The following is a 26,567-nucleotide window of genomic DNA, read 5'->3' as shown; positions in this document are numbered from 1 at the left end:
GGGCGGCTCAGGCGGTCAGGCTCTGGGCGATGAGGGCGACGGCCGAGACCGCCGCCACCACCAGGACCGCCACCCGCACCTTGCCGCCGTCGAGATAGCGCCGCAGCGGCCCCGACACCAGGAACCCGAGCACCATCGGCACGATCAGCACAGCCCCCGTGGTCGCCGCCCGCCTGGAGAACTCCCCCACGAAAGCCAGGAGCGCGATCGACTGGGCGGCGCTGAGGAAGAAGAACATCGCCAGCGTCGCCCTGATCTGCGGCCCCTTGGCGTTCTGGTAGACCAGCGCGATCGGCGGCCCACCGACGCCGGTCGCGGTCCCGGTGATGCCCGAGATGAACCCGGCCACCGCGACCGTCACGGCGTTGCGCGGCACACTGACCGCCCACGCCGTGAGCCCCACCGCGAGAAGCACCATGACTCCCACGAAGACGCCTCGCGTGTAGACAGATATGTAGACCACGATGGCTGCACCGATAACTCCGCCAGGCACCCGCCCCAGCACCCCGAAAGCCACCCCACGCCAGTCCACCTTCCGCCACTCCACGGCCAGGGTGAACAGCGGCAACGTCACGTTGACCACCTGGATGGCACCGGGCATCAGGGAGTGGTCAAGCATGGTGAGTACGGGCGCGGCCACCAACCCCAGCCCGAACCCCACACTCCCCTGGACAATCGCCCCAACGAAGACCGCCATACCGCCAACAATCAGGACTAATGCCGTCTGATCCATGGGAAAGATTCAATCATCATTACTCTCTGTTGCCGTTCAGGAGATATGCGTGACGACAAGGGTGTAGGTTTCTTCCCGACGCAGACGTAGCCTCCGGAGTATGACCGTGAAACAAAAAGCCACGACGATACGCGTCAGCGTCAAGACCCGAGACAGGATCGCCGCACTAGCACGAAAGGCAGGTGAACCCATGACCGCGATCATCGACCAGGCCATTCGGGAGTTGGAGAAAAAACACCGCTGGCAACATGTCGCGGAGCAGATGGAGCGCACAAGGAAGGAGGACCCGCGAGCCTGGGCCGACTATCTCGCGGAGTCCGAACTGGTTCAGGGCCCACCGTCACGCTACCCCCGCATCGCACCCGAGTGGGAGGGGCTCATAACGTTTCCCGAGGAGAGAGATGAGGGTGATCCAAGGCGAGATCTGGCTCGCTGATCTCGGCGAGCCGTCCGGCCGCGAGCAGGGCTACCGTCGGCCCGTGCTCGTCGTCAGCAACGACGGCTTCAACGCCGCGACCGCAGTCAAGATCATTGTCCCCCTGACCACGACCGAACGCGGATGGGACAACCACATCCCGATCGGCCAAGAGGGCACGGGGCTCGACAAACCCAGCTGGGCCATGGTGGAGCACATGCGGAGCGTGTCCCCCCAGAGGTTCTCCAAGAGAGTCGGGATCGCCCCCGACGAGGTCGTCCGCGAAGTGACCGACTGGATCGCGGACATCCTTTAAGGAGTGGCGCCATCCGGCGAAGCGCAAGTTCGCCGGGTGGCACCCTCATCGTGCCAGACCTGCCGATCGACAGTCCGCCAACCTGCGCAATCGATCCCACGATCCGCAGTCCGCCTCAATTGGCGGCGCGCTCGTTCGACAGCCTCAGCCGCATGCCGTCCAGCAGGAGTGCCAGCCCCGCCTCGAACGATTCCTCGCCCTGCGGGTCGCCGGCCTCCGTCAGGGCCGCCATCAGCCGCGGGTACCGTGCCTGAAACTCCGCCATATCGGGCATCGACTCGTCCACGCCCCTCCGCGTCCGGTCGGCCTGCTCCTCCAGGACGAACCCGGCCACGTACCCGCTCACCGCGAACAGCCCCCGCGCCGCGTCCACCGCCGTGAACCCCGCCAGCTCCAGCGCCTCCACCGCCCGCTCCACCAGGGCGAACATCTCAGGCGACGGCCTGGTCCCCGCCGCCAGCCTGGCCCCGTCGCGGCGGGAGTTGAGCATCGCGCGGTCCCTGCGCGCGTTGTCGGCCACCCACTCCCGCCACAACGCCGGCTCCGTCAGCACGGGCCGCCCCTCGTGCTCCGACGCCATGGCCGCGGCCATGGCGTCGAGCAGTTGCTGCTTGTTCTTGTAGTGCCAGTACAGCGCCGGGGCCTGCACGCCGAGCTCCGCCGCCAGCCGCCGCAGTGTGAGGCCGTCGAGCCCCACCTCGTCGAGCAGCCGGAGTGCCGTCTCGACGATCATGCCTTTTTCGAGTGCCACGGTTGACAGCTTAACAACGTTCAGTACATCCTTAACGCTGTTAGATTTAACGCTGTTAAGGAGGCTTCTCGTGATCCATGCGGAAGGGCTACGGAAGCGGTACGGGGCCAAGGACGCGCTCGCGGGCATCGACTTGTCCGTCCCGGAGGGCACGGTCTGCGGGCTGCTCGGGCCCAACGGAGCAGGCAAGACCACCGCCGTACGCATCCTCACCACCCTCCTCCGCCCCGACTCCGGCCACGCCGAGGTGGCCGGGCTGGACGTGGTACGCGACGCGGAGCGGCTGCGCTTCATGGTCGGGCTCGCCGGACAGCACGCGGCGGTCGACGAGCTGCTCACCGGGCGGCGCAACCTGGAGATGTTCGGCCGCCTGTACCACCTGCCCAAGGCGACGGCCCGGCGCAGGGCTGACGAGCTGCTGGAGCGGTTCGACCTGGCCGACGCCGCGAACCGGCCGGTCAAGACGTACTCGGGCGGCATGCGGCGGCGCCTCGACGTGGCCGCCAGCCTGATCGTCTCGCCGCCGGTCCTGTTCATGGACGAGCCCACGACCGGTCTCGACCCGCGCAGCCGCCTCGGGCTGTGGGAGCTGCTGCGCGACCTGGTCGGCGAGGGGACCACGCTGCTGCTCACCACCCAGTACCTGGACGAGGCCGATCGGCTCGCCGACCAGATCGTGGTGCTCGACCACGGGCGGGTCGCCGCCGCCGGCTCGCCCGCCGAGCTGAAGCAGCGGATCGGCGGCGACCGGGTGCAGGTCGTCTTCCGCGAATCCGCCGACGTCCCCAAGGGCCTCGACCTGGTACGACGTGCGATCGACAGCCACGGCTCAGCAACTGGTCAAGTACCGGCGGACGGTCGGCGGGTGGCGGGCGTGGATGGGCGGCAGGTGACGGTGGCGGTCGAGCATGGGGCGCAGTCGCTCATCCACATCGCCGGCGCGCTGGACGCGGCCATGATCCCGGTCGAGGACCTGTCTCTCCGCCGGCCCACCCTCGACGAGGTGTTCCTCCACCTGACCGCGACCTGACCCGCCCGCCGACCTGTCCCGACCGAATCTTCCGAGGTGACTCCCCATGGCCGTTCTCCACGTGCCCGCTCCACCGAAGACGCTCGGTGAGCGCCTCCGCTGGACGATCTCCGACTCCCTGACCATCGCTCGCCGCACCTACTCCCGGTTAAGGGCGCAACCACTGGAAATCATCGCTTTCCTGGTGTTCCCCGTGATCATGACCGTCCTGTTCGGCTACGTCTTCGGCAGCGCGATCACCCTCCCCGGCGGGGGCGACTATCGCAGCTATCTGATGCCCGGCATCTTCATGCAGGTCATGGCGATGACCGCGACCGCGGCGGCCACGGCGGTCGGCGAGGACATGGAACGCGGCATCATCGACAGGTTCCGCGCCCAGCCGATCGCCCGCAGCGCCGTGCTCATCGGGCGCAGCGTCGCCGACCTGTCCATGCACCTGCTGTCGCTGGCCTCGATGGTGGCGGCGGCCTTGCTGCTGGCGGGCTGGCGGGCACACGGGACGTTCGGGCAGACGGCGGCGGCGTTCGGCCTGCTGGCCCTGTTTGGCTTCGCCATGATCTGGGTCGGTACGTACATCGGGCTGTTCGTCAAGAGCGGCACCCAGGCGGACGCGGCGACGTTCGGGTGGCTGTTCCCGATGACGTTCCTGGCCAACACGTTCGTGCCGACGGAGGGGCTTCCCGCGTGGCTCAAGCCGATCGCCGACTGGAACCCGATGAGCGCCACGGTCGCCGCCACGCGCCAACTGTTCGGCAACCCGACGTCGCACTCCTCCGCCTGGCCGCTCCAGCACCCGATCACGGCCAGCGTCCTCTGGTCGGTGGCGATTCTGGTGATCTTCGTGCCCCTCGCCGTCCACCGCTACCGCTCCGCCTCCCGCTGACAGCGAAGAGCCGCCCCGCACGTGTGGTGCTGGGCGGCTCTTCAGGGTCGGGTGGTTCACCCCCGATATGGGCGCGTGAGGTCGCGCCCGCCCGGCCGCGGGAAGGGCGGCACGGGATCCCGGCGGCCTCCGCCCGGCTGGTGGCCGAGGCGGAGGCGCGGGAGGACTCAGAACCCTCGTGAGGGGCTCACGACTTGGCGAGGAGCGAGCGCAGGACGTACTGCATGATGCCCCCGTGCCGGTAGTAGTCGGCCTCGCCAGGCGTGTCGATGCGGACCACCGCGTCGAACTCCACCTCGCCCGCCTTGACGTGCACGGTCCCGGGGATGCCGCCCTTGTTGAGCTCCTCCACCCCGGTGATCTCGAACGTCTCCTCGCCGGTCAGCCCCAGCGAGTCGGCCGAGGCCCCCTCCGGGTACTGCAGCGGCAGCACGCCCATGCCGATCAGGTTGGAGCGGTGGATGCGCTCGTACGACTCCGCGATCACGGCGCGGACGCCGAGAAGCGCGGTGCCCTTGGCCGCCCAGTCGCGCGACGAACCGGAGCCGTACTCCTTGCCCGCCAGCACCACCAGCGGCGTCCCGGCCGAGGCGTAGTTGACCGAGGCGTCGTAGATGAACGACACCGGCCCGTCGGCCTGGGTGAAGTCGCGGGTGTAGCCGCCCTCGGTGCCGGGTGCGATCTGGTTGCGCAGCCGGATGTTGGCGAACGTACCCCTGATCATCACCTCGTGGTTGCCGCGCCGCGAGCCGTAGGAGTTGAAGTCCTTGACCGCGACCTCGTGAGCCTGCAGGTATTGGGCGGCGGGGGTGCCGGCCTTGATGGAGCCGGCCGGCGAGATGTGGTCGGTGGTGACCGAGTCGCCCACCTTCACCAGCACCCGGGCACCGGAAATGTCGGTAACGGGCGCGGGTGACGGCGGCATGCCCTCGAAGTAGGGGGCCTTGCGGACGTACGTGGAGGAAGGGTCCCACTCGAAGGTGTTGCCCGTGGGGATCGGCAGCGACGTCCAGTGGTCGTCGCCCTTGAACACGTCGGCGTAGTCGCGCTCGAACATGTCGCGCCCGATCGAGGAGTGGACCACGGACGCGATCTCCTCGGGCGACGGCCAGATGTCGCGCAGGTAGACCGGCGAACCGTCGGCGCCGAGGCCGAGCGGCTCGGTGTCGAGGTCGAGATCCATGGTTCCGGCCAGCGCGTACGCCACGACGAGCGGCGGCGAGGCCAGGTAGTTCATCTTGACGTCGGGGTTGATCCGGCCCTCGAAGTTGCGGTTGCCGGACAGCACGGCCGTGACGGCGAGGTCGTTGGCCTGGATCGCGTCGGAGATCTCCGGCTGGAGCGGCCCGGAGTTGCCGATGCAGGTGGTGCAGCCGTAGCCGACGAGGTTGAAGCCGATCTTGTCGAGGTACGGCTGGAGCCCCGAACGCTCGAAGTAGCCGGTGACGACCTGCGAACCGGGCGCCAGGGAGGTCTTGACCCACGGCTTGCGGGTCAGCCCCTTCTCGACGGCGTTGCGGGCCAGCAGGGCCGCGCCGATCATGACGTACGGGTTGGAGGTGTTGGTGCACGAGGTGATCGCGGCGATGGAGACGATGCCGTGGTCGATCTCGAACGAGGTGCCGTCATCCAGCGTCACCGCGACCGGCTTGTGCGGGCGGGAACCGTTGGCGCGGGAGTTGGAGGCGGGCGCGTCGGAGGCGGGGAAGCTCTCCTCCACGGCCTCGTCGACGCCGTCGCCGTCAATGTCGGTGACGTAGTTGCGCACGTCGCGGCGCCAGGTGTCCTTGGCGGCCGACAGGGCGATGCGGTCCTGCGGGCGCTTCGGGCCGGCGATGGACGGGACGATGGTGCCGAGGTCGAGCTCGATGTACTCGGAGAAGACCGGCTCGGGCGCCGACGCGTCGAGCCAGAGGCCCTGAGCCTTGGCGTACGCCTCGACGAGCGCGATCTGCTCCTCGGAGCGGCCGGTCAGGCGCAGGTAGTCGACCGTCTGGCCGTCGATCGGGAAGATCGCGCAGGTGGAGCCGAACTCCGGGCTCATGTTGCCGATCGTGGCCCGGTCGGCCAGCGGCACGGAGGAGACGCCGTCGCCGTAGAACTCGACGAACTTGCCGACCACACCGTGCTTGCGCAGGATCTCGGTGACCGTCAGCACCAGGTCGGTGGCCGTGGCGCCGGCGGGCAGCTTGCCGTTGAGCTTGAAGCCGACCACGCGCGGGATCAGCATGGAGATCGGCTGGCCGAGCATCGCGGCCTCCGCCTCGATGCCGCCGACGCCCCAGCCGAGGACGCCGATGCCGTTCTCCATCGTGGTGTGCGAGTCGGTGCCGACGCAGGTGTCGGGGTAGGCCTTGCCGTCACGGATCATGACCACGCGAGCCAGGTGCTCGATGTTGACCTGGTGGACGATGCCGGTGCCGGGCGGGACGACCTTGAACTCGTCGAACGCGGTCTGGCCCCAGCGCAGGAACTGGTAGCGCTCGTGGTTGCGCTCGTACTCGCGCTCGACGTTGCGCTGGAAGGCGTCGGGGTGGCCGAAGTAGTCGACGATGACCGAGTGGTCGATGACCATCTCGGCGGGGGCCAGCGGGTTGATACGGGCCGGGTCACCGCCCAGGTCTCGTACGGCCTCGCGCATGGTGGCCAGGTCGACGACGCAGGGCACGCCGGTGAAGTCCTGCATGATGACGCGCGCCGGAGTGAACTGGATCTCCACGCTCGGCGCCGCCTTGGGGTCCCAGCTGCCCAGCGCGCGGATGTGGTCGGCCGTGATGTTCGCGCCGTCCTCGGTGCGGAGGAGGTTCTCCAGCAGGATCTTCAGGCTGAACGGGAGGCGGGCGGCGCCCTCGACGGCGTCCAACCGGAAAATCTCGTATGACGCCTCGCCGACGCGTAGCGTGTCACGGCTGCCGAAGCTGTTCGCGGACACGGTGATTCGCCTCCTCCATAGACATTTGCTCAGTTGAATCCTGCCGCACCCCGGGAGCAGTAAGAACGTTAGGTGAACCTAACCCGCGGGACGTACGGCGGATGTCTTGACGTCAAGATATCTCGAAAAGTATCTCGACATCAAGTTAAAGTGGCGCCAGCCGCCAGAACAGCAGGCCAACGATGGCGACGGACAGCACGGGAGCCAGGATCTTCTGCTCGAACGTCTGGCCGGTCTTGATCCCGATCTTCCACGGCAGCACGAACCTGACCGACAGCGGCCACAGCACGGGACAGCCCCGCTCGGTCATGCAGTCGCCCACGACGTGTATGAGGCAGCCGATGGCCACGGCCAGGCCCAGCCAGGCGTAGCCGACCCCTTGTGACAGGAAGACGGCGTAGAGCCCGGCGGTCAGGCCGACGTTGATCATCGCAGAGCCGAGCTTGTTGCCCGGGATGCCGATGCCGATCGCGCGCAGCGCCAGCCCGATGAGCAGCACGACCATGATGTCGCGGCCGATCGGGTAGGTGTTGGCCAGAAAGTGCGCCCCGAACCCGAGCGCCACCGCGAACGCCAGCGAATGCGTCGCCCCCCGGTGCCCGCCGCTCGCCCAGTTGACGGCCTTGCTCAGCAGCCAGGTGACCGGCCCGAACGTCTGCGCGATCGTCGCGCTCGGATGGTCGAGGTCGGGCAGCATGGCCGCGCCGGCACAGACGATGGCTCCGGCGATGAACTCGGCCGGGGTGAGGGCGTTGGCCATGATCCCGGTCTCGATGAACCTGGACGATTCGGTCACCATCGGAAGCGCGGCGAGCCCGGGCGCGAGTCCAAGCCAGGCGATGGCCCCGGTCATCGCATGAGAATGCCCCATCATGATCAAAACTGTACGGCAAAGCCGTTCTTTACGCGCGGAGACCCGCCTCACACGCGCCTTGGGCTCATCGTCGCCTGGCGACTTTGCCAACCCCATACCGGGGCAACTTTCCCGGAAATGCAGACGAGGTCGTCTCCGCGGCGACAGCACCCCCCAGCCCTGCCGACGCGGAACGACCTCGTCTGCTCTGAACAACGACACCCTCCCGTCTCGTGTTCCCGGAATCCGCAACTTTTTCGTGATCTGTCTCACTCTGGGGCAACGCTTGCGAACGACATATTGGCGATATATCTTTGAAGCATCGAGAACATTCGTTAGAAGGAGTTTCACATGACTTCCGCACAAGCAGCAGGCAGATCGTGGCCCGAGCCGCGAGAGTTCAGGCGTGCCGCCCGCGAAGCGTTCAAGGCCGTGGCCGAGGCGTGGGAACAGGGCGGACACCATCACCACCACCGCGGCGGCCCGCACGAAGAGCGGCAGCGCGGCCGGGGGCGCGGCTTCCCGCCCGAGTTCGGGCGCGGCCCCTGGGGTCCGTGGGGTCCCGGCGGACCGGGAATGTTCGGGCACCGCGGCGGCTGGGGCGGCCGGGGTGGCCGGAAGGCCAAGCGGGGCGACGTACGCGCCGCGATCCTGGCGCTCCTGTCCGAGGAGCCGCGCAACGGCTACCAGATCATCCAGGAGATCAACGAGCGCAGCGAAGGCGGCTGGAAGCCCAGCCCCGGCGCCGTCTACCCGGCGCTCCAGCAGCTCACCGACGAGGGACTGGTCATCGCCGAGGAGAACGAGGGCCGCAAGACCTTCCGCCTCACCGACGCCGGCCTCGCCTACATCGAGGCGCACGCCGACGAGATCCGCGCGCCGTGGGACGAGATGCGTCCCGACATCGACGACAACACGGCGGACCTTTGGGACATCTCCCGCCAGTCGGCATTCGCGATGATGCAGATTTTGCAGACCGGGAGCGACGCACAAATCCGCGAAGCGCGTAAGACTCTGGTAGAGACCCGGCGCAAGCTCTACCAGATTCTGGCCGACGGCGACCCGGGCGAGGAGTAACGGCATGACCGGCGCCACACTGGAAGGCCGGTTCGGGGAGAGCGAGGAACCGGTCATGGACCCCAACGATCTCCGCATCGGCGACGCCGAGCGCGAACAGACGATGGCCGACCTGCGCGAGCACTTCGCGCAGGGACGCCTTGACCGCGAGGAGCTGGACCAGCGCCTCGACCGGACACTGGGCGCGCGCACCGCCCGCGAACTCGCGCAGGTCACCGCCGACCTCCCCGGGCAGCGGCGGCAGTACGACTACCGCGAGCCGCAGGGCGGCTTCCCGCCTGAGGCGTTCGACAAGGACGCCTGGCGGGCGGCGATGAAGGCGCACCGGCACCAGCTGCACGCGATGCGTCACGCGCAGCGCGACATGCACCGGGGGTGGGGACGGCCGCACCGCGGGCCGGGGCCGTTCCTGCCGATCGTGTTCGGGTTGCTGATCGTGGGGCTCCTCTTCGGTGGGTTCGGCATCGTGAAGGTGCTGTTCTTCGTGTGGATCGGGGCGATGGTCTTCGGCATGATCCACCGGCGCTCGCACCGCCGCTAACCCCCTTAGCCCGATTTATGGGCATATATAGGTCCGATCGCCGCCGTCGGTCGGGGGCCGACGGTCGGCAGAATTCGGATCATGTTTCAGCACCCGAACGGCCGTCACCACGAGATCCGCGGCCACCGCCTCTGGGTGGAGCAGGACGGTGCGGGTCACCCTGTCGTTCTGCTGGCCGGGCTCGGCCCGGCCGGCTCGCACGTGGTCTTCCACCCGCACTTCGACGCGCCGGCCGCGGAGCATCGGGTGATCTACGTCGACCTGCACGGCCGTGGCCGTTCCGACCGCCCGGCCGACCTGGGCGAGATCACCTTCGCGGGCGACGTGGCCGACGTGGCCGCCCTGCTCACCGAACTCGGCCCCGCGCACCTGTACGGCTTCTCCTACGGCGGCCTGATCGCCCAGGCCGTCGCCTTGGAGCACCCGCACCTCGTCTCGACCCTCACCCTGGCCAACACCCTGCACAGCCCGGAGATGTGGCAGCTCAACCACGCCAACATCAACCGCGAGCTGGCTGCCCAACTGCCTGAGGCATGGGAGCGCATCCAGGCGCTGCGGCGCTCCGGTCTGCGTTCGACCGATGAGCCCATGCGGGCGGAGTTCGCCGCGGCGGCGCCGCTGATCAGGTTCTACGATCCCGCCAACGCCGCCCTCCTGGTCACTGAGCCGGGCGCGCGGAACGAGGCGCTTTATCCGCTTTTCTGTGGTGATGACGTCGATTTCGTGATCGGTGGTCAGGTGCCGGCCATTCCGGACTTCCGGCCGCGGTTGAAGGAGATCGCCGTCCCGCTGATGGTGCTGGCCGGGCGGTATGACCGGGCCCTGTATCCGGCGTTGCAGCTCGACTTCCAGCGATTCGCCCCGCAGGCACGCTTCGAGATGCTGGAGCGCAGCGGCTCCTTCGGCCACGTCGAGGAGCCCGAGACCGTACTGGGTCTGCTGCGCGACTTCTGGCGGTCGGTATGAGCGTCGTGACCTCCGGCGCCACGACATCGCCGCCGGAGCGGGCGGCCGGGCGGGACTTCGGGCTGCTGTGGGCGGGGCAGTCGCTGTCGCTGTTCGGGGATCAGTTCATGACGCTGGCGTTGCCGCTGCTGGCGGTGACCGTCCTGGGCGCTTCCCCGGCGCAGGCCGCGTTGCTGCCGTTCGCCCTGTTCGTACCGTTCCTGCCGCTGGGTCTGCCCGCCGGGGCCATCGTCGACCGGCTCCCCCGCCGTACCGTCATGCTGGTCTGTGACGGTGTGCAGGTGCTGGCGTTCGGCGCGATCTGGGTGCTGGCCGCCGCCGGCGGGCTGACGTTCCCGCTGTTGTTCGCGCTGATCCTGGTGAGCGGGTGCGCGGTGGTGTTCTTCCAGGTCGCGTACACCTCCTACCTGCCCAGCCTGTACGACGAGGCGGACGCGCTGCATCGCGGCAACACGCGGCTGGCCTTGTCGGAGTCGACCGCCAAGGCGCTGGGCCCGATGGCGGCCGGGCCGGTCATCGCGGCGCTCGGGCTGGTCGGCGCGGTCGCGGCCAACATGGCCAGCTTCGCCGCGTCACTCGCCTCTCTGGCGTTGATCCGCCACCGCGAGCCGGGCACCGCGGGCCTGAGCACCGATGTCCCAGGAATCGCCCGCGAACCCGGCTGGATGCGGCGCGACATCGCCGAGGGTCTGCGGTTCGCGCTCCGGCATCCGATGCTCCGTCCCGTCCTGGCGTGCGGCACGACGTACGTCCTGTTCCTGTCCATGGTCGAGACGAGCCTGGTGCTCTACTGCCGCAACGTCCTCGGCCTGTCACCCGGGTGGATCGGCGTGGTGATCGGCGCCGCCGCGGCGGGCTACCCGATCGGCAACCTGCTGTCGGCCCGGCTGATCCGCCGCCTCGGCTCGCCGCGCACGCTCGTACTGGCCGCCTCGGTGTCCGTCCTGGGCATCGTCGCCATGCCCGCGCTCGGCTCCCTCGGCGGCCCGACCGGCGCGATCGGGCTGGTCGCGGGCAGCATCATCCACTGCGTCGGCGAGGGCGCCTTCAGCCCCACCTCCCTCACGATGCGCCAGGTCCTCACCCCGGCGGCCCTGCTGGGGCGGGTCGGGTCGGTGCAGCGGTTCCTCCTGTGGGGAGCCATCGCGCTCGGCAGCCTGCTGGCCGCCGGGGCGACCGCTCTGGGCGGGCTGGCCGTGGCGGTGTGGATCGGCGCGCTGGGCACCGTAGCGTGCCTGCCCGCCCTGCTCCAGCGCGGCATCCGCGCGGCGATGACATCGTGACAGCATCGCCGACGACACGCCCCGTCTATGACGGCGGCGTGGCGTCGCGGACCAGCAGAGCCGCCTGCACCCGATTCGCGCACTTCAGTTTGGTGAACATGCGGCTCACGTAAGTCTTGACGGTCGCCTCACTCATGTGGACCCGCCTGCCGACCTCGGCGTTGGACAGCCCCTCGGCCACCAGGGCGAGAATGTCCGACTCGCGGGCCGACAGGACGGCCAGCCGCCGGACGGCTTCGCGCCGGCGCTCGTCCTCGCCGGGCGAGACCATGCCGATCACCTGCCGGGTCACCGCCGGTGACAGGTACGCCTCCCCCGCGTGGACAGCGCGCACCGCGCCGATCAACTCATCCGGGGTGCAGTTCTTCAGGAGAAAACCGGAAACACCCCGTTGAAGCGCCATTCGTACGTTGTCGTCATCGCCGAAGGCCGTGAGTATCACCACACGCGGCCCGTCCAGTTGCGCGGCGGCGGCCAGGCCGTCCAGCACCGGCATGGTGATGTCGAGGAGGGCCACGTCGATACGGTGACGGCGGGCGAGTTCGACGGCCTCGCGCCCGTTCCGCGCGCTGGCCACGACCTCGATGTCGCCGGCCGATTCCAGGACGGTCCTGATGCCCGTGGTGATGAGCGGCTCGTCGTCGGCGATCAACACCCTGATCAAGCGACGACCTCCAGAGCGAGGGGCAGCATCGCGACCAGCCGGAACGTGTGCGGCTCGTCGTGGACCCGCAGCAGCCCGCCCGCCGAGCGGACGCGTTCCGCCAGCCCGGTGAGCCCGGTGCCGCCTGTGGAGGCCGTGTCCGCTGGACCGCGCGCCGCGCTGTCGACGCCGAGCAGCAGGGCGTCGGGCTGCCAGTCGAGCGAGACGGTGACCGGCGAGCCGGGAGCGTGCTTGGTGGCGTTCGTCAGGCCCTCCTGAACGACCCGGTAGGCGGCGTGCCCGGCGTCCGCGCCCCCGAGCGGGGCGGGCCGGCCGGAACGTTCGAGCCGCACGGCGACACCGGCCCGCCGGAACTCCGTGACCAGCGCGTCGATCCCCTCCAGCCCGGGCGAGTCGTCGCGGCGCAGGCGGCCCACCGCCACGTGCAACTCGTCCATGGCCGCCCGCGCGGCGCCCGCGAGGTCACGTACCACCTGCCGTTGGTCCGGTGGCAGCGAGGCGACCTCCAACGCCGCCGCCTGCACTGACACCAGGCTGAGCGCCTGGCCCAGGGAGTCGTGCATGTCCCGCGCGATGCGCAGTCGCTCGCGCAGGCGCTCGCGTTCAGCGACGAGCTCCCGCTCGCGGCGCAGGTGCTCGTCCTGCCGGGTCAGGTAGCGGCCGGCCAGCACGGGCAGGACCACCAGCACCACGGCCCGGGCCAGGACGAGCCACGGTTCGGGCGGCATCGTGGCACGGTGCGCGATCATGATCAGCAGTGCGACGTAGGCGAGGGTCGCACCGATCGTCAGGACCATGTCCCGGCGTGACAGCATGCGGCGCCCGGCCTGGTAGCTCGTACAGACCAGCAAGGCCAGTGACGCGCCGGACACCACCGCCATCGAGACCGCCAGCATGAACGTCACGAACGGCATCCGGACGCTCAGCACCATGACGAGCGCGGTCAGCACGGCGTACGCGACAAGCCCCCAGCCGGCCGTCCCGTCCAGCCATAGCAGCGTCACGTCGGCGATCACCACAGGGGCCACGACAGCAAACCTGGACATACGCGTCACTCTACTGACGCATCAACTCGCCAACCTTCGCGTACACGATCGACAACTTTCGCCGACAGACCGTACGAGAGGCGCGATCCTAGCGTGGGGGCATGATCCAAACTCTCCTTGCGCTGGCCGTCGTGGCTCCGTCCCTTCCGGCCCAGGCGCCGCAGACCCTCCAGTGGCAGCCGTGTCCGGGAGCGGGTACGTCCGAGATGGTGTGCGCGGACCTTCCCGTCGCCTTGTCGAAGCAGAGCGACAGGAAGATCACCCTGAAAGTGGCCCGCCTGCCCGCCACCGGCACCAAACGTGGGTCAGTACTGATCAACTTCGGCGGTCCGCAGGGCGACCAGATCGCGATGATGCGCTCCCGGCCGGAGATCTTCGCCAAGCTCCGCGAGTCGATGGACATCGTCACGTGGGACCCGCGCGGCTATCCCGGGCTCAGCACCCCGGTGCTCCAGTGTGACTGGAGCGTGCTGCGTACCCCACCGTTCCCTGATGACCAGGCCGGGTTCGAGCGTCTGGTGGCGGAGAACCGCGCCAGGGCCACCAAGTGCCGCGACACCGACCCCGAGCTGTTCGACCACATGGACTCCGCCAGTGATGCCCGCGACGCCGAAGCCATACGAGTGGCGCTCGGCGAGAACCGGATGAACTTCATCGGCACCTCCTACGGAGGCACGATCGCGCAGGCGTACGCCAGGCTGTTCCCGACCAAGGTACGCACGCTGTACGTGGACGGCACCGGCGACCACAGCGCCCGCGACTGGGATCGGGAGCTCGACGCCATCGCCCGCGACCAGGAACGCTTCATGAAGCGCTTCCTCGACTGGGCCGAACCCGGCATGGAACGCCGCTGGCAGGCGCTGGTCGCCAAGGCGGACAAGGAGCCGATCCCCGCTCCCCAGGTGAACGCCCGCTATGACGGGACGCAGTTGCAGGCGCTCATGTTCCAGAAGGTGAAGAGGGGCGCCGACCAGTGGGACGAGGTCGCGGCGGCCATCAAGGCAGCCGAGGGCGGTGACGCCTCCGGGTTCGCCGTTTCGAGCCGCTATCCGTACCCCGGCCTGCAGGGCGGTGGTGTCAAGGAATGCCTCGACTTCCCGAGGCCCGCCACCCAGGCGCAGGTGGCGAGCATGGTCAAGCGGCTGCGCAAGATCGCTCCCAACACCGGCGCCGCGTTCCCGCTGGCATGGCACGCGCCGATCACCTGCGCCGGCTGGCCGGCCCCGGTCGCCAACCCGCCGAAGCCGCTGCCCAAGAAGCTGCCGCCGATGCTGGGAGCGGGCACCTGGCTGGACTTCGCGGCCACGAAACGGGTGGTGGACCAGGTTCCCGGCAGCCGGGTCATCAACTTCGACGGCCCCGGGCACAACCTCTTCGCGGCGATGGCCAACCCGTGCGTCATCGACCATGTCAGCCGGTACGTCCTCACCCGCGAGCTTCCGCAGCGTGGGGTGAAGTGCTCCTGACTTCAACTGCATGTAAGCAGAGAGTCAAACAACAGTCTGTAAAGTTGCGCCGTGTCCCTTTATCGTGTCGATCATCACTGATCCTCCGGAAAGGTAACGCATGCGGGTCGCCCACATACTGTTCGCGGCGCTGACGGCGTCGGTCCTGCTCGCCCTCCCAGCCCACGCGGCCGACCGGCCCTCGCGACTACCGGCGGAGGTGTACGGCGGAGCCTGGCCGGCCGGTCACGTCCAGGGGATCGCCATCGACCAGAAGAAGGGGTACATGTACTTCTCCTTCACCAACCTCCTGGTCAAGACCGACCTCGCCGGCAAGCCGGTCGGCTCCGTCACCGGCTTCACCGGCCACCTGGGCGACCTGGACTTCAACAGCCGCGACGGCCGCGTCTACGGCTCGCTGGAGTACAAGGCCGCCAAGTCGTTCTACATCGCCATCTTCGACGTGGACCGCATCACCAGCCTCGACATGAACGCCGAGACCTCCGACGTCGTGACGGCCGTCTACCTCAAGGACGTGGTGGACGACTACAGCGCCGACATGAACGGCGACGGCGTCTTCGACGGCGACACCGCTGCTACTCCGGATCATCGCTATGGCTGCAGCGGCATCGACGGCGTCGCCTTCGGCCCCGCGTTCGGCAAGCGGGGCGGCGCCGACAAGCTGACGGTCGCGTACGGCATCTACGCCAACGCCGACCGCCAGGACAACGACTACCAGGTCATCATGCAGTACGACATCAGGCAGTGGCGCAAGTACGAGCGCCCGCTGACCCAGGCCGACCCGCACACCTCGGGGCCTGACAAGTCCGACGGCAAGTACTTTGTGCGGACCGGTAACACCACGTATGGCGTGCAGAACCTGGAGTATGACGGCTTCACTGGGAATTGGTTCATGGCTGCCTATAAGGGCATCAAGCCGACGTTCCCGAACTACTCGTTCTTCATGGTCGACGGCTCCAAGCGTCCCGTTCAGGGGCCGATTGAGGGCCAGCCGCAGGCGGAGCAGGGGGCGACGCTGTCTCTCGTGCGTCGGGGTCTGCACGATGACGCGACGGATGTGTGGGGTTGGGAGTTCGGCGGCCAGTACGGTCTGGCGTCTCTTGACGACGGGCGCTACTACGTGTCCCAGCAGGGGACGGTCGTGGAGGACGGGGTGACCAAGCAGACGGCCCACGCCCAGCTCCACCGGTGGACGGGTCAGGCTCCGGCGCCGTTCGAGCGGGTCCAGTAGTCGCGGGCCGGCCCTGTCGCCCTCGGACGTACAACCGGTCGTCCTTCGGCCACAGGGCCGCCTCGTCTCCTCAGTGGAGAAGGCCGAGTAGTAAGGCGTTCCACTGCGCGTTCGCCTGCCGGGCATTCCATCGGTCGCTTTCGTCGACGATCCGCTTGTCCGGCGCGTTTCGGGTGCGTCTGATGAATCGCTGGCCGCCCGCTTGGCACAGTTCGTAGAAGGGGTTGGTGCACTCGCAGGTCCACGCGACGACGCGCGCGTCTCGGCCATGGTCACGCGGCGCGTTCCACGTCAGTCGCTCGGCATGCGACTGTGCGGGGGACGTGTGCGGGCTGATGCAGTGCGGAGGAAACCACGCTTGATCAATCGTCCAGGACACTCCGGTGCACCTCATTTCGCGCCCTCACGTCCTTGCCGCACCGGCGGACGTGCCGTTCTTGGTGGACATCTCCGCCCACACCACCCGTCGCCGGTAGCCCTCATCGCGCACGCCCCAACCGACCGCGACCGCCGCCACCAGCCACAGGCCCCGCCCGCCACACTCGCCGACGTCGGCGTTACGCACCTCGGGAACGGTCACCGCCGCCCCTTCGTCGATCACCTCGATGTAGGCCGTCGCGGCATCCAGGGAGGTGACCTCCACCGTGACGAACCCGCCAGGCTCGCCGGATGCGGTGTGCGCCACGGCGTTTGTGATCAGCTCACTGACCACCAGCTGGACATCGTCCACGTCCTCATGCCCGGCGACCATCAGCACCTCCCCCACACACCGGCGAGCCACCGCCACCGAACGCGTAACCCCTGGCAATACGATCTCGGCCAGGAACAGCCCGTTCATTGGGCAACCTCCAAGATTCGATCGGGCGCGTTCACGTCCCACAGGAAACTCCCGACCAGCCTGCTGTGGAAGACCGCTCAGCGTGGACACAGGGCCCTGTCAAGTCCCCTCCGGTCCCCTGCTACTCCCTGAAGGTCGCCGCCATGGTGACGATCTGCTGACCACCACCTAACCGAGCGTTATCATGGCGCCAGGACCCGGCCAGGTCTTCCAGGAGGCGCTGTGGACGTCGCACATCACCGCCTGACGCAGGCTCGGCAGCTACGCGGCTGGTCGCAAAAGGACCTCGCCGAGCAGGTGCTCGATGCAGGCGGTCGCGAGCACGTGAACGTGGCGACCAGCAAGAAGACGGTCTCGCGCTGGGAGCACGGCCAAGTCCCCGACATCGTCACGCAGGAACTCCTCGTCAAGGTGTTCAATCTCCCCGAAGGCGAACACCTGCTGGCTCCGTGGCCGCTGTGGCTACCCGCTCCCGACATTCCCGAGCTGTACTATCCCTGGACCCCCAGGGGTACGGTGGAAGTCCTAGCTGATTCGCTGAGGAGCGGACGTATGGACCGTCGCGGCTTCGTCATCTTGTCCGGCGTCACCTTGACCACGCTTCTCCACGACTGGCTGATCACCGAACCCGAGATTGTCCACGCCGTTACCGGGTCCGGCCGCCGCGTCAGCGCCGCGATGATCAGCCGCATTGATGAACGCATCGCTGACCTGCAACGCGCCGATGACACTCTGGGCGGCGGCGACCTGATCGGTGAAGCCGAGGCCCACCTGTCGCTGGTCACCCGCTTGCTGAGCGAGAGCTCCTACACCCAGGCCCAAGGCATCCGCCTCAACGCCCAAGCAGCCGACTTGGCACGAATGGCCGGCTGGATGCGCTTCGACGCCGGCCAGCACGCCGCCGCGCAACGCTACTTCCACGCCGCCCTGCGCTCCGCCCACACCAGCGGTGACCGTCTACTGGGCGCGAACATCCTCGCCTTCGCCGCCATCCAGCAGTACTCCGTGGGCAACCCCCACGAGGCCGACAGCATGGTCCGCACAGCTCAAGCCGCGGTACGTGGACGCAGCACCCCGACCGTCGATGCGATGCTGCACGCCCGCCAAGCCAGAGCGCTGGCCAAGACAGGCGATGCCCGCCGCTGTCACCACGCTCTGAACCAAGCCGTTGACTGCCTGAGCGAAGGCACCAGCGACGACGACCCACCTTGGGCATACTGGGTCGATCGCGCTGAAGTGGACATGCTGACGGGCTCGTGCATGCTCGACCTGGGCGACCCTGTCAGAGCACAGGAGAAATTCACCGAAGCTGCCGCCGGATACGGCCCAGGCTACGTACGCGACCACTCTCTCTACCTCACCCGGATGGCCACAGCCCAACTGCAGCAGAAAGACCTCGACCGGGCCTGCGACTCCGCCGGTCAGGCCCTGAGCTTGACGGAGCACATCAGCTCCACGCGCAGTACCGACCACATCCGCGGCTTCGTTGAACTGCTGGCCCCTTACAGGACTGAGCCGGCAGCTCGCAGCTTCCTGAACCGCGCCCGCACCTTGGTTTAACCACTCTCTGAGAGTGAACGGTTTCTAAAAGAAATCAGTTGTCCGACTGCGCAGCCGGACCTGTAGGAGGGAAGCGCGCTCAGGGGAGCACGGTGATTAGTATTGCCCACCCGGCCCCACGCGGTGCCCGAATCGTGAGTTCGCGAACTTTTGGTGGCTTCCGCGGATAATTACCAATTGCATACATGGCATCGCCGGCTTTGCATGGCCGCACCAGGTGCGGGCCAGCGCCGTTTACTGTCTCGACCACCAACTCCCCTTCTAGCCCCACGCAATCTACAGCGACTGTATAGTGAGTGCCGAGTTTTACCTTCGTGGGCCAGTAAGCCTGTTCCCCCTTCTCGTCGGCGTGATAGAGCGCAACCTTTCCCTTGGCTATTTTCCTAGATCCGTTAGAGGCCGCATCGTGTAGGGGGAGCGACCGGCCGAAGCAAGCGGAGGGGAGGGTTTCGCAGTGTCGGGCAGATCTTGGTCCGCCCCACCCTGTGCCGAGCAACCCGACAAGAGCATTATAGCCAAGACAACGATAGCTAACCCGCGCATCCCTTTCCTATCTCAGTAATAGGGGTTCTTCGATCTTGAGGGGAGATGGTCACACCATCAAGATCGAAGAACCCCTATTACTCATGATCTCACATAGCGTTGTCGCTCCTCGCAGCGCTGGTGAACGCTCAGGCCAGCACGCCATCCGTGGCTTACATCTCCACCACAGCCAAGCACGGCACCGACGCCCTGGCCTCAGGCATCCGCGACGCCCTACTCGGCCGTGCCAAAATGGCACCCGACCCAACACCAACCTGACCTACTCGACTATCAGCGATCACACGCTACCCGAATACGTCGGGCGTGAATCTTACCTCCTACTCTGCTTGGCACGCGGAAATAGCTCAGTAGCTATTGCTCAGCAAGATCCGTCAAAGCGGGGGGCCAGTGGAAGTCTTTGGATGACTGTACTACCCGCATAGACGCTTATTGTTGCAGCTTCTTCCCCCCAGAGGCCAACAAGCGAAACCCGCACAGGCGAGATCTCTTGCTCTATGTTTGAGGAACTAGTCTCACATATAACAGATGTTACTGAGCTTCCCAGACCGAGTTCTAGGAGGCGCAGCGTGGCCCCATCGCCATTTCTAGGGTGATGCTGAGATATCCATACCTCGGTGGAACCAAGGGCCACTATCTCTGATTCTTCGAGATGCAATGAGAAAACGTCAGGGTACTCACTGGACCCGGAATCGAGGCCTAGATCCATCCAGATACCGTCAGAGTCTTGCGCGGCAATAGAAATCTCTGACGCCAATATTCCATTCTTTCGGCGCCGAAGACACAATACTGCCCCGATTCCTTCTGTAGAGCGCCAACGAGCAATAGGAACGACCTCCCCCGGAAGAGGAGGTCGCCCTACGACATAGTCAGCGTCGTCAAGGATAAGAGAAGCCATCTCTGATCTCGACAATGCGACTTAATCCAATCAGGAGTTGAAGGCTAGCGAGCCCAGCATGTAGTCCACGCTGAGGCGAAATAACCGTTGTAACCAGCGACTATGAGAGCTCCCTCTACTCTCATCTGGGAGCCAGGTTCTACTTTTAGATTGTAATGCACTTCCCATTGAGGCTTCTCGGGAGTGCTCCACGACGTCTTGTTCTGATGGTAGCGATACTTCGTATCATTGTACATTTTCGCCCATGTGCGCGAGAATACTCCTCGCGATCCCGAACGATTCAGCCATGCTTCGAGGCCAGAAGCTGGAACTTGCGCTTCGATATAGTATCCGATATAGGGCTTCCCGTTCGTCTCACCGCCTCCGCGCCTTCTAATTATTAACTTGATCTTGTTAGGAACTCCCCAGGTATGTATTTTACCGCAATCGGGTATCGTGGATCCGCTGCAGCTCTGAGTTGTAACAGCAGCGGAGTTTCCTGATGCGTTTCCGCATATGGGTGGCCGAGAGTTACCGCCATCGTCTCCGAAGTCCGTGGGGTCTTTGAATGACTCTATTGGGACTTCGATGCTCGTAATATTTCCGCATCGGTCGAACGCGTGCACCGTGATAGTGGAGTCAATAGGCTCGACTTGCCCTCGATTTCCAATGGTTACTGGAGCTAGCGAGCTCTTCTGCGGCGTCGTCGATATTTGGGTGTCCCATGTGCGCTCGACATCGGCAGCGACGAGTACACTACCGTTCGGCAGTTGACGGACCACAACATCGCTCAGCTTAACAGCTGAGTTCGTGCGCGATTCGCCCTGCTCGTTTAGTTCCGACCTGAACTGCAAAAGCGAGGCATTGAGTAGGGAGAGCTGAGCCGTACTGGGCGCCCTAGGCGTTACGCCGGGAGCGTCCCAGATGGTCGCCGCACGACCCTCTATAACTGCGTCCTGTGCCTGGTAATACCTTTTAACCCTTTCACTATACTCTAGGGCTCCCGACTCAGATACTTTAGTGGCTCTCGCCGCCGAGGGGGGTAGGTCGAGAAAAGGTATGCATGGAACGGTTTGGCTCGGCGGGGGTACGGCTTGTGGCGCAACCGATGCGCTCTCCCAATCACTGGCGCCTAATGCGGTCTTAGCCCGAACCTTTACCGTGTGGGAATGGCCATTGGTTAGTCCGGACATTATCGCGTAAGGATCTTCGACGGTCGCGGTCTTAACGACCGTTCCACTGTCATCAATCACCTCGACATCGTATCCGGTAAGCAACGCCATACTGCCGTTGGATTTTGGAGCACCCCAACTGGCGATTGCACTAGCGTCACCAGCTTGCGCGGTCAAATTGAGCACGTTGCTTGGCGGGCCAGGTGGGAGATATCTCAATGCCAAAGACGGCTGTTCTGCCGCTGAAGCATCACCGATTATTATAACCTCGTCCCTGTTGGACGTGATCAGCAACCACTGGTAAACACTGTCAGCAACATCCGCCTGCGGAGCCTCCAACGGGAGCGCATATGGCGTAGTGCCGGTATCGGCGTCACCTGCTAGGTCTGAGCCCTTTGTCTCACCGGTTACTGGGCTCTTCAGTGGCGTCGCTGTTACAACTGCGTCCGCAGGGCACGTGCCCGCCGGGCACGTTGGTGTACCGAGCTTGAGGAACCCCTCTGACACCATCGCACCATTGGGTAATTCGTCGAGTTTGAACCCTATGACAGCCGCTGTCTTATCGGCCCCCGTGCCACCAATCTGCATCGTCGTTGCGTCCGTAACCGTGCACGGGCTGCCGTTACAAGCAGTGGGGTCGGTCTTGGCGGTCTTGACGACGAAGCTGTCCTTGCCGAGCGTGAGGTGCCGGACTTCTTCCACCGGGTCGACGGGGGGCGTGCCGGGAGTGGTGAAGCTGACGGGGGCGGTCTTGGAAGTGCAGACCTCGCTGGCCGGGCTGTCCGCAACGGCAGACGCAGCGGACCGGGCGGCTGCTGAGGAAGTGACTCCGCCGATCGGAGCGTTCATGTCGGTGGTGATTTCGGCGGTGGTTTGGGCGCGGTTGTAGATGCGGACGTCGTCGATGGTGCCCTTGAAGTAGTCGCCGTAGGGGGTGTTACCACCGATGTGGAGTTTTCCGGCGTCGTTCATGATCGGGCCGGTGATGGGCGCTTGGCCGATTTGGGTGCCGTTGCGGTAGAGGCGGGCGGTGGTGCCGTCGTAGGTGACGGCGAGGTGGGCCCAGGTGTTGGTGGTCAGTGCTGTGGTCCCGGTGACCGATTCGGGCTCGTCGTCGATGGTGAGCGATCCGACGGGCTTACCTTCGGCGGCGGCGTACAGGCTGTAGGACATGTCGTCGAGGGTGTCGAAGTCCTTGGCGATCACGGCTCGCCAGCCGTCCACCGCGCTGGGTTTGACCCACGCCGACAGGGTCAGCGCGTTGGTCAGCCGCAGGGAGGGGGAGTCATTGATGGTGATCGAGCTGGAAGTGCCGTTGAAGGACAGGGCTTGACCGTATTTGCCGGCCACCCAACTGGTGCCGCCAGCGGTGCCATTGTTGGTGCCGGTCGCATCGGCAATGGCGGTGCCAGCGCCTTCGTTCATGCCGTAGGCGGCCACCAAGCCGGTGGGCGATGGCGTAGGTGTCGGGGTTGGCGTGGGAGTCGGAGTGGGCGTAGGTGTGGGGGTTGGAGTGGGAGTCGGGGTGACCGTTGGCGTGATGGTCGGGGTCGGCGTTGGGGTGGGATCGGTGCCGCCGCCGTCTTGCCGGCCGCTGACACAGGCACTCATCTGCCACTTGTAGGTACTGCCCGCTCGCACGGTGTTGGCCGGGACCTGGAAGGAGGCACGTTCGCCTCCGTTGACCGTGCGGCTGCCGAGAGGCGCAGAGCCGACAGGTAGGCCGTTGCTGTCATACAGGTAGTACTTGGCGGTGACTGCTCCGCCGGAGGGCCGGTTGACCATGCCGGACAAGATCGGCTGAGCCGGGTCGGCCATGCCGGTCTCGGCGTCGGACGGCAGCATGGGTGCGTCGCTGGTGATGCGGTAGGCCGGGCTTTCGTTGCAGGACGGCGGGGTGATGCCGCTGCGGCAGGCCTTGACCACGAACTTGAAGCTAGCCGGGTTGTCGAGGGTGAACACCTTGTCCAGTGCCTGCCCGGACGGGATGTTGTTGTGGGTGGTGGTGCCGGGCACGCCGACCAGGGCGCGGATCTCGTCGGCGGTCAGTACACGCTGGTAGGTGTGCACGTCGTCGATGGCGCCGTTGAACGTCGTGTCCTCGTCGAAGACGACGCCGCGGCCGATCTCGAAGGCACCGCGGGCGTTCCAGTCGACGGTGTACTCGCGTTCGGCGGCCAGTTCGCCGTCCACGTACAGGCGCATCTTGTGGGCGGACGCGTCGTATTGTGCCGTGAGATGCGTCCACTGGCCGACCTTGGCCAGGTTCTTCGACTGGATCGGGATCGGCTCGCCGGACTGGTTGTCCTTGTCTATCAAGGAGAGTATCCACCGCTGATCGAGCTCTGCCGCACTGGAGGTGCCGTAAGCCAGGGTGAAGGCGGGCTGGTTGGTGCCCATCTGGGACAGGACGGCCTGGTCGGTGGCGCCGCTGTCCAACCGGGCCCAGGTCGTCACCGTGTAGCTCTGGTTGGTGTTGAGGACGGGCTTGCCCGCGCTGATCAAGCCGCCGGGAGACAGCTTGACCGCCTGTCCGAGCTGCCCCGGGATACGGGAGTAGGTTCCGCTCAGCGTGGCGTTCACACCGTTGCTGGAGGAGTCGGTGGCGGTGGCGCCAGAGGTCTCATCGAGCTTCCAGAAGGCCGCCTCCCCGGTGGGGAGCGTGGCCGCCGGAGGCGCCATGGTGGAGTCGTTGACCGTCACGGTGTAGTTCAGGTTCGCCGTCTCCGGGACGCTGGACCTGTAGGTCACCTTGACGTTGGTGCTGCGGGCGATGGCGTCGTTGCCGTTGATGGAGTCGATCGACTCGGCCGTGACCGTGGGGATCTCCGGCGGCAGCACCCAGTCCACGCTCAGCTTGGGGACCTTGGCCCCGCCCCACAGCAGAGCCCAGAACGAGAACGACTCGACGAGGTCCTTGGTGACCGGAAGTTCGTTGCCCAGCCGCAGTTGCAGGCCGTGGTTGGCGGTGCCTGACGCCCACATGCGGGTCATCGCGGTCAGGTCCCAGCTCCACACCGCCCCGTCCGTCCTCACCTGGGCGCAGGGGTCGAGCGAGGAACGCTCATCGGTGCTGGTGGCCGGCTGCTCGTCCCACCAGGTGTCGTCGGCCACCCAAGGCTGGGTGATCCGGTTCGCCGTGACCGCCTGCAGGCTGCTACAGGTGGGGGCGTTGCCGTTCAAGTACAGCTGCATGGTGGCCTTGACCACCTGGCGGCCGGTGATCGGCGCGGTGTCGAAGGCCAGCAGCGCACGGGTCGCGTACTCGTTGCTGTAGGTGCAACTGAACGGGAGCGTGCAGGACTTGACATTGGAACGGGAGACCATGCCAGGCCCCGTCTGGCCGTCGGGCGACTTGACGCTCACCTCCTGCGTCACACCGAGCGTGGTGGTGGGGTCGACCGTCACCGGGTACTGGGTCGCCGCATCGGCCAGCCACTTCGGGTCCGGCCTGAGCACCAGCACGGTGCCGCCGTTCTCGGTCTTCACCTCGGTGGCGACCTTGGATTCCCGGCCCGGCTGCTTCGCATCGGCCTTGGCCGCCGCCGCGTCCCACATGCGTGGGGCGGGCGCGGTGGCCATCTTCTTACCCTTGGCGCCCGACAGGGTGAGCATGCCGGATTTCGTCTTGCCGAACTTGAGCCCTGGCGCCTGCACCGGAATCCGGAACTCCACCGGGCCCGTGGGGCGCTCGCGCAGCACCACATCGTGCCGGAACCCGGTCGGCAGCGCCGTCACCACGAGGTCTGCCGTCGGACCCGCCGCGCCCACGTAGGTGGCGACGTTGCCCTTGAGTTGCGGCTTGGGCAGCGCGGTCGGCCAGGACAGGCCGAAGATGCCCTCGCGGCCGAGCCGTATGCTTGCGAACGGCCCCGAACCGCCCGCCGACACTCGGACTCCGCCCTTGGCCAGGCGCGGCTTCAGAACCCCGTTCTTCTCTTCCAGCGTGGTGTCGATCCACGCCCACGACCCGTCGCCCTGCCGGAGCTGTGCCGGGCCGCTGTAGGACTGGGTGGATAAATGCCCATCCGGATATGCCCACGTACGCGCGGTCTCGGTAAAGGCGGCCTCCACCGCCACAGGCTGGTTCTGCTTCTTCGCCTCTTGGATCGCAGCACGCAGTGGCGCGTCCGGATCGTCAGGACGTGGGAAGACGGTCTTCGTCGAGCCGGGAGCGCTCCCAGCCGGCTCGGGGTCGGCCATGGCCGACGTAACCGTTCCCGCTACCAGCAGCGATGCTGCCACCGTGAGCACCGTCGCCAGAGCGATCTGCCGGGACGGTTTCCCGCCCAACCTCGTTGTACGTCGTAATTCGTTCACTAACACCCTCAATCAGGCGTGAGTTGACATGACACAAGATCAATATCCTCACCTGATCAAGCCGACAAGGGTGAGATGGATCACTCAAAATTCGAACACATTATCTGTAACATCTGGAGCCCCAGCACGATGGGGCGCGTCCGATAAGAGCAAGATCCAGCCCTGACGAGCGACAACGCCATCGGCCCCGACTCCCCCGCACGCCGACAGTGATGGTTTCGGCCTCGCACATAGAGCGTCGCTCGCAGGGCCTGATCTTTATATTTGCCTTACAGCGCTAATGCCCAACCGCCACCGACGGACCCAGCTACCGGCTCAAGAACCGACTCGCCGCCGTCGGAACCGACGTCGCCGCCAGCTGACGACATCTCAGACTTACAGCACGAGATACCTGGCCCGAACTGATCAACAGAGCGCCGCACCCACCCGGTGGCGCCTTTTATGCGACAGCTAAGATCCGCGCATGTCCCGTTTCGAGGTGGCCACCTTGGTCCTCGCGCCGCCTGCGGTCGTCTTCGATGCCTCCTTGTCGGTCGAGTTGCACGCCTCCTCCATGCGCGACTCACGCGAGCAAGCAGTCGCAGGGGTCACTTCCGGACAGCTCTCCCTGGGAGATCAAGTCACCTGGCGAGCACGGCACTTCGGCTTCACCTGGCACCTGACCTCGACGATCAGCGCCTACAACAGCCCTTCGCACTTCGTCGACTTACAAGTAAACGGGCCATTCCGGCACTGGCGCCACGCGCACACTTTTGAAGCGACACACGACGACAGCGGCATAGAGGCGACCCTGATGAAAGACATCGTCGACTTTGCCGCGCCCGCTGGCCCATTGGGCACTGCCGTAGACGCCCTTGTCCTGCGCCGATACATGACCAAGCTCATTCTGCTGCGCAACGCGCACATCAGGGAGACGACCGAAACCGCCAGGCAGTGACAACCCCATTGTTGTCAGCGCCGGATTAGCGGTGGCCGCGCGAGTGCGGGCTGTCCGGTCAGTGCGAGCGGCAACAGAATCCACGGTGATCCGGTCGGGCGGGATCACCGTCACGGGTCAGCTCTGCACGGTTACC

The 26,567-nt window shown here is 66.4% G+C and carries 20 protein-coding genes; 12 read left to right on the top strand and 8 right to left on the bottom strand.

Features of this window, described 5'->3' with window-relative positions; translation table 11 throughout:
• Positions 1-7: 7 nt before the first annotated feature.
• Positions 8-697 (bottom strand): sulfite exporter TauE/SafE family protein, encoded by a 690-nt coding sequence (locus KLK06_RS14525; protein ID WP_250905375.1) that lies wholly within the window; start codon positions 695-697, stop codon positions 8-10.
• A 226-nt stretch (positions 698-923) separates the two neighbouring features.
• Here KLK06_RS14525 and KLK06_RS14520 point away from each other — a divergent pair, with 226 nt between their 5' ends.
• Both KLK06_RS14520 and KLK06_RS14515 read left to right on the top strand, forming a co-directional pair.
• On the top strand, positions 924-1,169 hold the full coding sequence (locus KLK06_RS14520) for a hypothetical protein (protein ID WP_214635941.1): 246 nt from the start codon (positions 924-926) through the stop codon (positions 1,167-1,169).
• Positions 1,135-1,464 carry a type II toxin-antitoxin system PemK/MazF family toxin gene (locus KLK06_RS14515; RefSeq protein WP_214635940.1) on the top strand — a complete coding sequence of 110 codons (330 nt, stop codon included), beginning with the start codon at positions 1,135-1,137 and terminating at the stop codon, positions 1,462-1,464. Before KLK06_RS14520 ends, KLK06_RS14515 begins: the two co-directional genes overlap by 35 nt.
• Positions 1,465-1,579: 115 nt before the next feature.
• Here the strand turns inward: KLK06_RS14515 and KLK06_RS14510 are convergent, their stop codons facing one another.
• Positions 1,580-2,215, bottom strand: coding sequence for a TetR/AcrR family transcriptional regulator C-terminal domain-containing protein (locus KLK06_RS14510; RefSeq protein WP_214635939.1), 636 nt, complete (start codon positions 2,213-2,215; stop codon positions 1,580-1,582).
• A gap of 70 nt (positions 2,216-2,285) precedes the next feature.
• Between KLK06_RS14510 and KLK06_RS14505 the strand changes: the two genes are divergently transcribed.
• The gene (locus KLK06_RS14505) at positions 2,286-3,245 is read left to right on the top strand and encodes an ATP-binding cassette domain-containing protein (RefSeq protein WP_308168248.1); all 960 of its coding nucleotides are present in this window, start codon (positions 2,286-2,288) and stop codon (positions 3,243-3,245) included.
• A gap of 46 nt (positions 3,246-3,291) precedes the next feature.
• Positions 3,292-4,128: an ABC transporter permease gene (locus KLK06_RS14500; RefSeq protein ID WP_214635937.1), complete on the top strand. Its 837-nt coding sequence runs from the start codon at positions 3,292-3,294 to the stop codon at positions 4,126-4,128.
• A 187-nt stretch (positions 4,129-4,315) separates the two neighbouring features.
• Here KLK06_RS14500 and acnA read toward each other — a convergent pair whose 3' ends face one another.
• Entirely contained in the window at positions 4,316-7,060 is a 2,745-nt protein-coding gene (acnA, locus tag KLK06_RS14495) for an aconitate hydratase AcnA (protein WP_308168247.1), read from the bottom strand.
• A gap of 145 nt (positions 7,061-7,205) precedes the next feature.
• Complete coding sequence (locus KLK06_RS14490; RefSeq protein ID WP_284735001.1) at positions 7,206-7,931, bottom strand: metal-dependent hydrolase; 726 nt, start codon at positions 7,929-7,931, stop codon at positions 7,206-7,208.
• A 333-nt stretch (positions 7,932-8,264) separates the two neighbouring features.
• Here KLK06_RS14490 and KLK06_RS14485 point away from each other — a divergent pair, with 333 nt between their 5' ends.
• The 4 genes from KLK06_RS14485 (at position 8,265) to KLK06_RS14470 (ending at position 11,780) form a co-directional block, all read left to right on the top strand.
• Complete coding sequence (locus KLK06_RS14485; protein ID WP_214635935.1) at positions 8,265-8,990, top strand: PadR family transcriptional regulator; 726 nt, start codon at positions 8,265-8,267, stop codon at positions 8,988-8,990.
• Positions 8,991-8,994: 4 nt separating this feature from the next.
• Positions 8,995-9,531, top strand: a complete 537-nt coding sequence (locus KLK06_RS14480) for a DUF1707 domain-containing protein (protein ID WP_250905373.1) — start codon at positions 8,995-8,997, stop codon at positions 9,529-9,531.
• Between the two features lie 81 nt (positions 9,532-9,612).
• Positions 9,613-10,497, top strand: coding sequence for an alpha/beta fold hydrolase (locus KLK06_RS14475; protein ID WP_214635934.1), 885 nt, complete (start codon positions 9,613-9,615; stop codon positions 10,495-10,497).
• Positions 10,494-11,780, top strand: a complete 1,287-nt coding sequence (locus KLK06_RS14470; RefSeq protein WP_214635933.1) for an MFS transporter — start codon at positions 10,494-10,496, stop codon at positions 11,778-11,780. Before KLK06_RS14475 ends, KLK06_RS14470 begins: the two co-directional genes overlap by 4 nt.
• A gap of 25 nt (positions 11,781-11,805) precedes the next feature.
• On the opposite strand, the gene KLK06_RS14465 is transcribed toward KLK06_RS14470, so the two are convergent.
• A complete protein-coding gene (locus tag KLK06_RS14465) occupies positions 11,806-12,435 on the bottom strand; it encodes a response regulator transcription factor (protein WP_308168275.1) in 630 nt (209 codons plus the stop codon).
• Between the two features lie 5 nt (positions 12,436-12,440).
• Positions 12,441-13,490 carry a sensor histidine kinase gene (locus KLK06_RS14460; protein ID WP_214635931.1) on the bottom strand — a complete coding sequence of 350 codons (1,050 nt, stop codon included), beginning with the start codon at positions 13,488-13,490 and terminating at the stop codon, positions 12,441-12,443.
• Positions 13,491-13,591: 101 nt separating this feature from the next.
• Here KLK06_RS14460 and KLK06_RS14455 point away from each other — a divergent pair, with 101 nt between their 5' ends.
• Together KLK06_RS14455 and KLK06_RS14450 are read left to right on the top strand one after the other, a co-directional pair.
• A complete protein-coding gene (locus tag KLK06_RS14455) occupies positions 13,592-14,956 on the top strand; it encodes an alpha/beta fold hydrolase (protein ID WP_214635930.1) in 1,365 nt (454 codons plus the stop codon).
• Between the two features lie 100 nt (positions 14,957-15,056).
• On the top strand, positions 15,057-16,187 hold the full coding sequence (locus KLK06_RS14450) for a hypothetical protein (RefSeq protein ID WP_214635929.1): 1,131 nt from the start codon (positions 15,057-15,059) through the stop codon (positions 16,185-16,187).
• 403 nt (positions 16,188-16,590) lie between these two features.
• Here KLK06_RS14450 and KLK06_RS14445 read toward each other — a convergent pair whose 3' ends face one another.
• Positions 16,591-17,025, bottom strand: a complete 435-nt coding sequence (locus KLK06_RS14445; RefSeq protein ID WP_214635928.1) for an ATP-binding protein — start codon at positions 17,023-17,025, stop codon at positions 16,591-16,593.
• 222 nt (positions 17,026-17,247) lie between these two features.
• Between KLK06_RS14445 and KLK06_RS14440 the strand changes: the two genes are divergently transcribed.
• A complete protein-coding gene (locus KLK06_RS14440) occupies positions 17,248-18,585 on the top strand; it encodes a helix-turn-helix transcriptional regulator (protein ID WP_214635927.1) in 1,338 nt (445 codons plus the stop codon).
• Between the two features lie 1,482 nt (positions 18,586-20,067).
• Here the strand turns inward: KLK06_RS14440 and KLK06_RS14435 are convergent.
• A complete protein-coding gene (locus KLK06_RS14435) occupies positions 20,068-25,419 on the bottom strand; it encodes a LamG-like jellyroll fold domain-containing protein (protein ID WP_214635926.1) in 5,352 nt (1,783 codons plus the stop codon).
• A 538-nt stretch (positions 25,420-25,957) separates the two neighbouring features.
• On the opposite strand from KLK06_RS14435, the gene KLK06_RS14430 reads away from it, so the two are divergent.
• Positions 25,958-26,431 (top strand): SRPBCC family protein, encoded by a 474-nt coding sequence (locus KLK06_RS14430; protein ID WP_214635925.1) that lies wholly within the window; start codon positions 25,958-25,960, stop codon positions 26,429-26,431.
• Positions 26,432-26,567 lie beyond the last annotated feature (136 nt).

This window comes from Nonomuraea sp. NEAU-A123 (genome assembly GCF_018603905.1).
In the GTDB taxonomy this organism is placed as follows: domain Bacteria; phylum Actinomycetota; class Actinomycetes; order Streptosporangiales; family Streptosporangiaceae; genus Nonomuraea.
This window is presented reverse-complemented; position numbering and strand designations above follow the sequence as displayed.

Coding starts and splice junctions, on each gene's coding strand:
- KLK06_RS14445 (WP_214635928.1), bottom strand. CDS start 17,025: ATGAACGGGCTGTTCCTGGCCGAGATCGTATTGCCAGGGGTTACGCGT.
- KLK06_RS14460 (WP_214635931.1), bottom strand. CDS start 13,490: ATGTCCAGGTTTGCTGTCGTGGCCCCTGTGGTGATCGCCGACGTGACG.
- KLK06_RS14485 (WP_214635935.1), top strand. CDS start 8,265: ATGACTTCCGCACAAGCAGCAGGCAGATCGTGGCCCGAGCCGCGAGAG.
- KLK06_RS14520 (WP_214635941.1), top strand. CDS start 924: ATGACCGCGATCATCGACCAGGCCATTCGGGAGTTGGAGAAAAAACAC.
- KLK06_RS14470 (WP_214635933.1), top strand. CDS start 10,494: ATGAGCGTCGTGACCTCCGGCGCCACGACATCGCCGCCGGAGCGGGCG.
- KLK06_RS14450 (WP_214635929.1), top strand. CDS start 15,057: ATGCGGGTCGCCCACATACTGTTCGCGGCGCTGACGGCGTCGGTCCTG.
- KLK06_RS14525 (WP_250905375.1), bottom strand. CDS start 697: ATGGCGGTCTTCGTTGGGGCGATTGTCCAGGGGAGTGTGGGGTTCGGG.
- KLK06_RS14475 (WP_214635934.1), top strand. CDS start 9,613: ATGTTTCAGCACCCGAACGGCCGTCACCACGAGATCCGCGGCCACCGC.
- KLK06_RS14480 (WP_250905373.1), top strand. CDS start 8,995: ATGACCGGCGCCACACTGGAAGGCCGGTTCGGGGAGAGCGAGGAACCG.
- KLK06_RS14500 (WP_214635937.1), top strand. CDS start 3,292: ATGGCCGTTCTCCACGTGCCCGCTCCACCGAAGACGCTCGGTGAGCGC.
- KLK06_RS14490 (WP_284735001.1), bottom strand. CDS start 7,931: ATGGGGCATTCTCATGCGATGACCGGGGCCATCGCCTGGCTTGGACTC.
- KLK06_RS14515 (WP_214635940.1), top strand. CDS start 1,135: ATGAGGGTGATCCAAGGCGAGATCTGGCTCGCTGATCTCGGCGAGCCG.
- KLK06_RS14430 (WP_214635925.1), top strand. CDS start 25,958: ATGTCCCGTTTCGAGGTGGCCACCTTGGTCCTCGCGCCGCCTGCGGTC.
- KLK06_RS14455 (WP_214635930.1), top strand. CDS start 13,592: ATGATCCAAACTCTCCTTGCGCTGGCCGTCGTGGCTCCGTCCCTTCCG.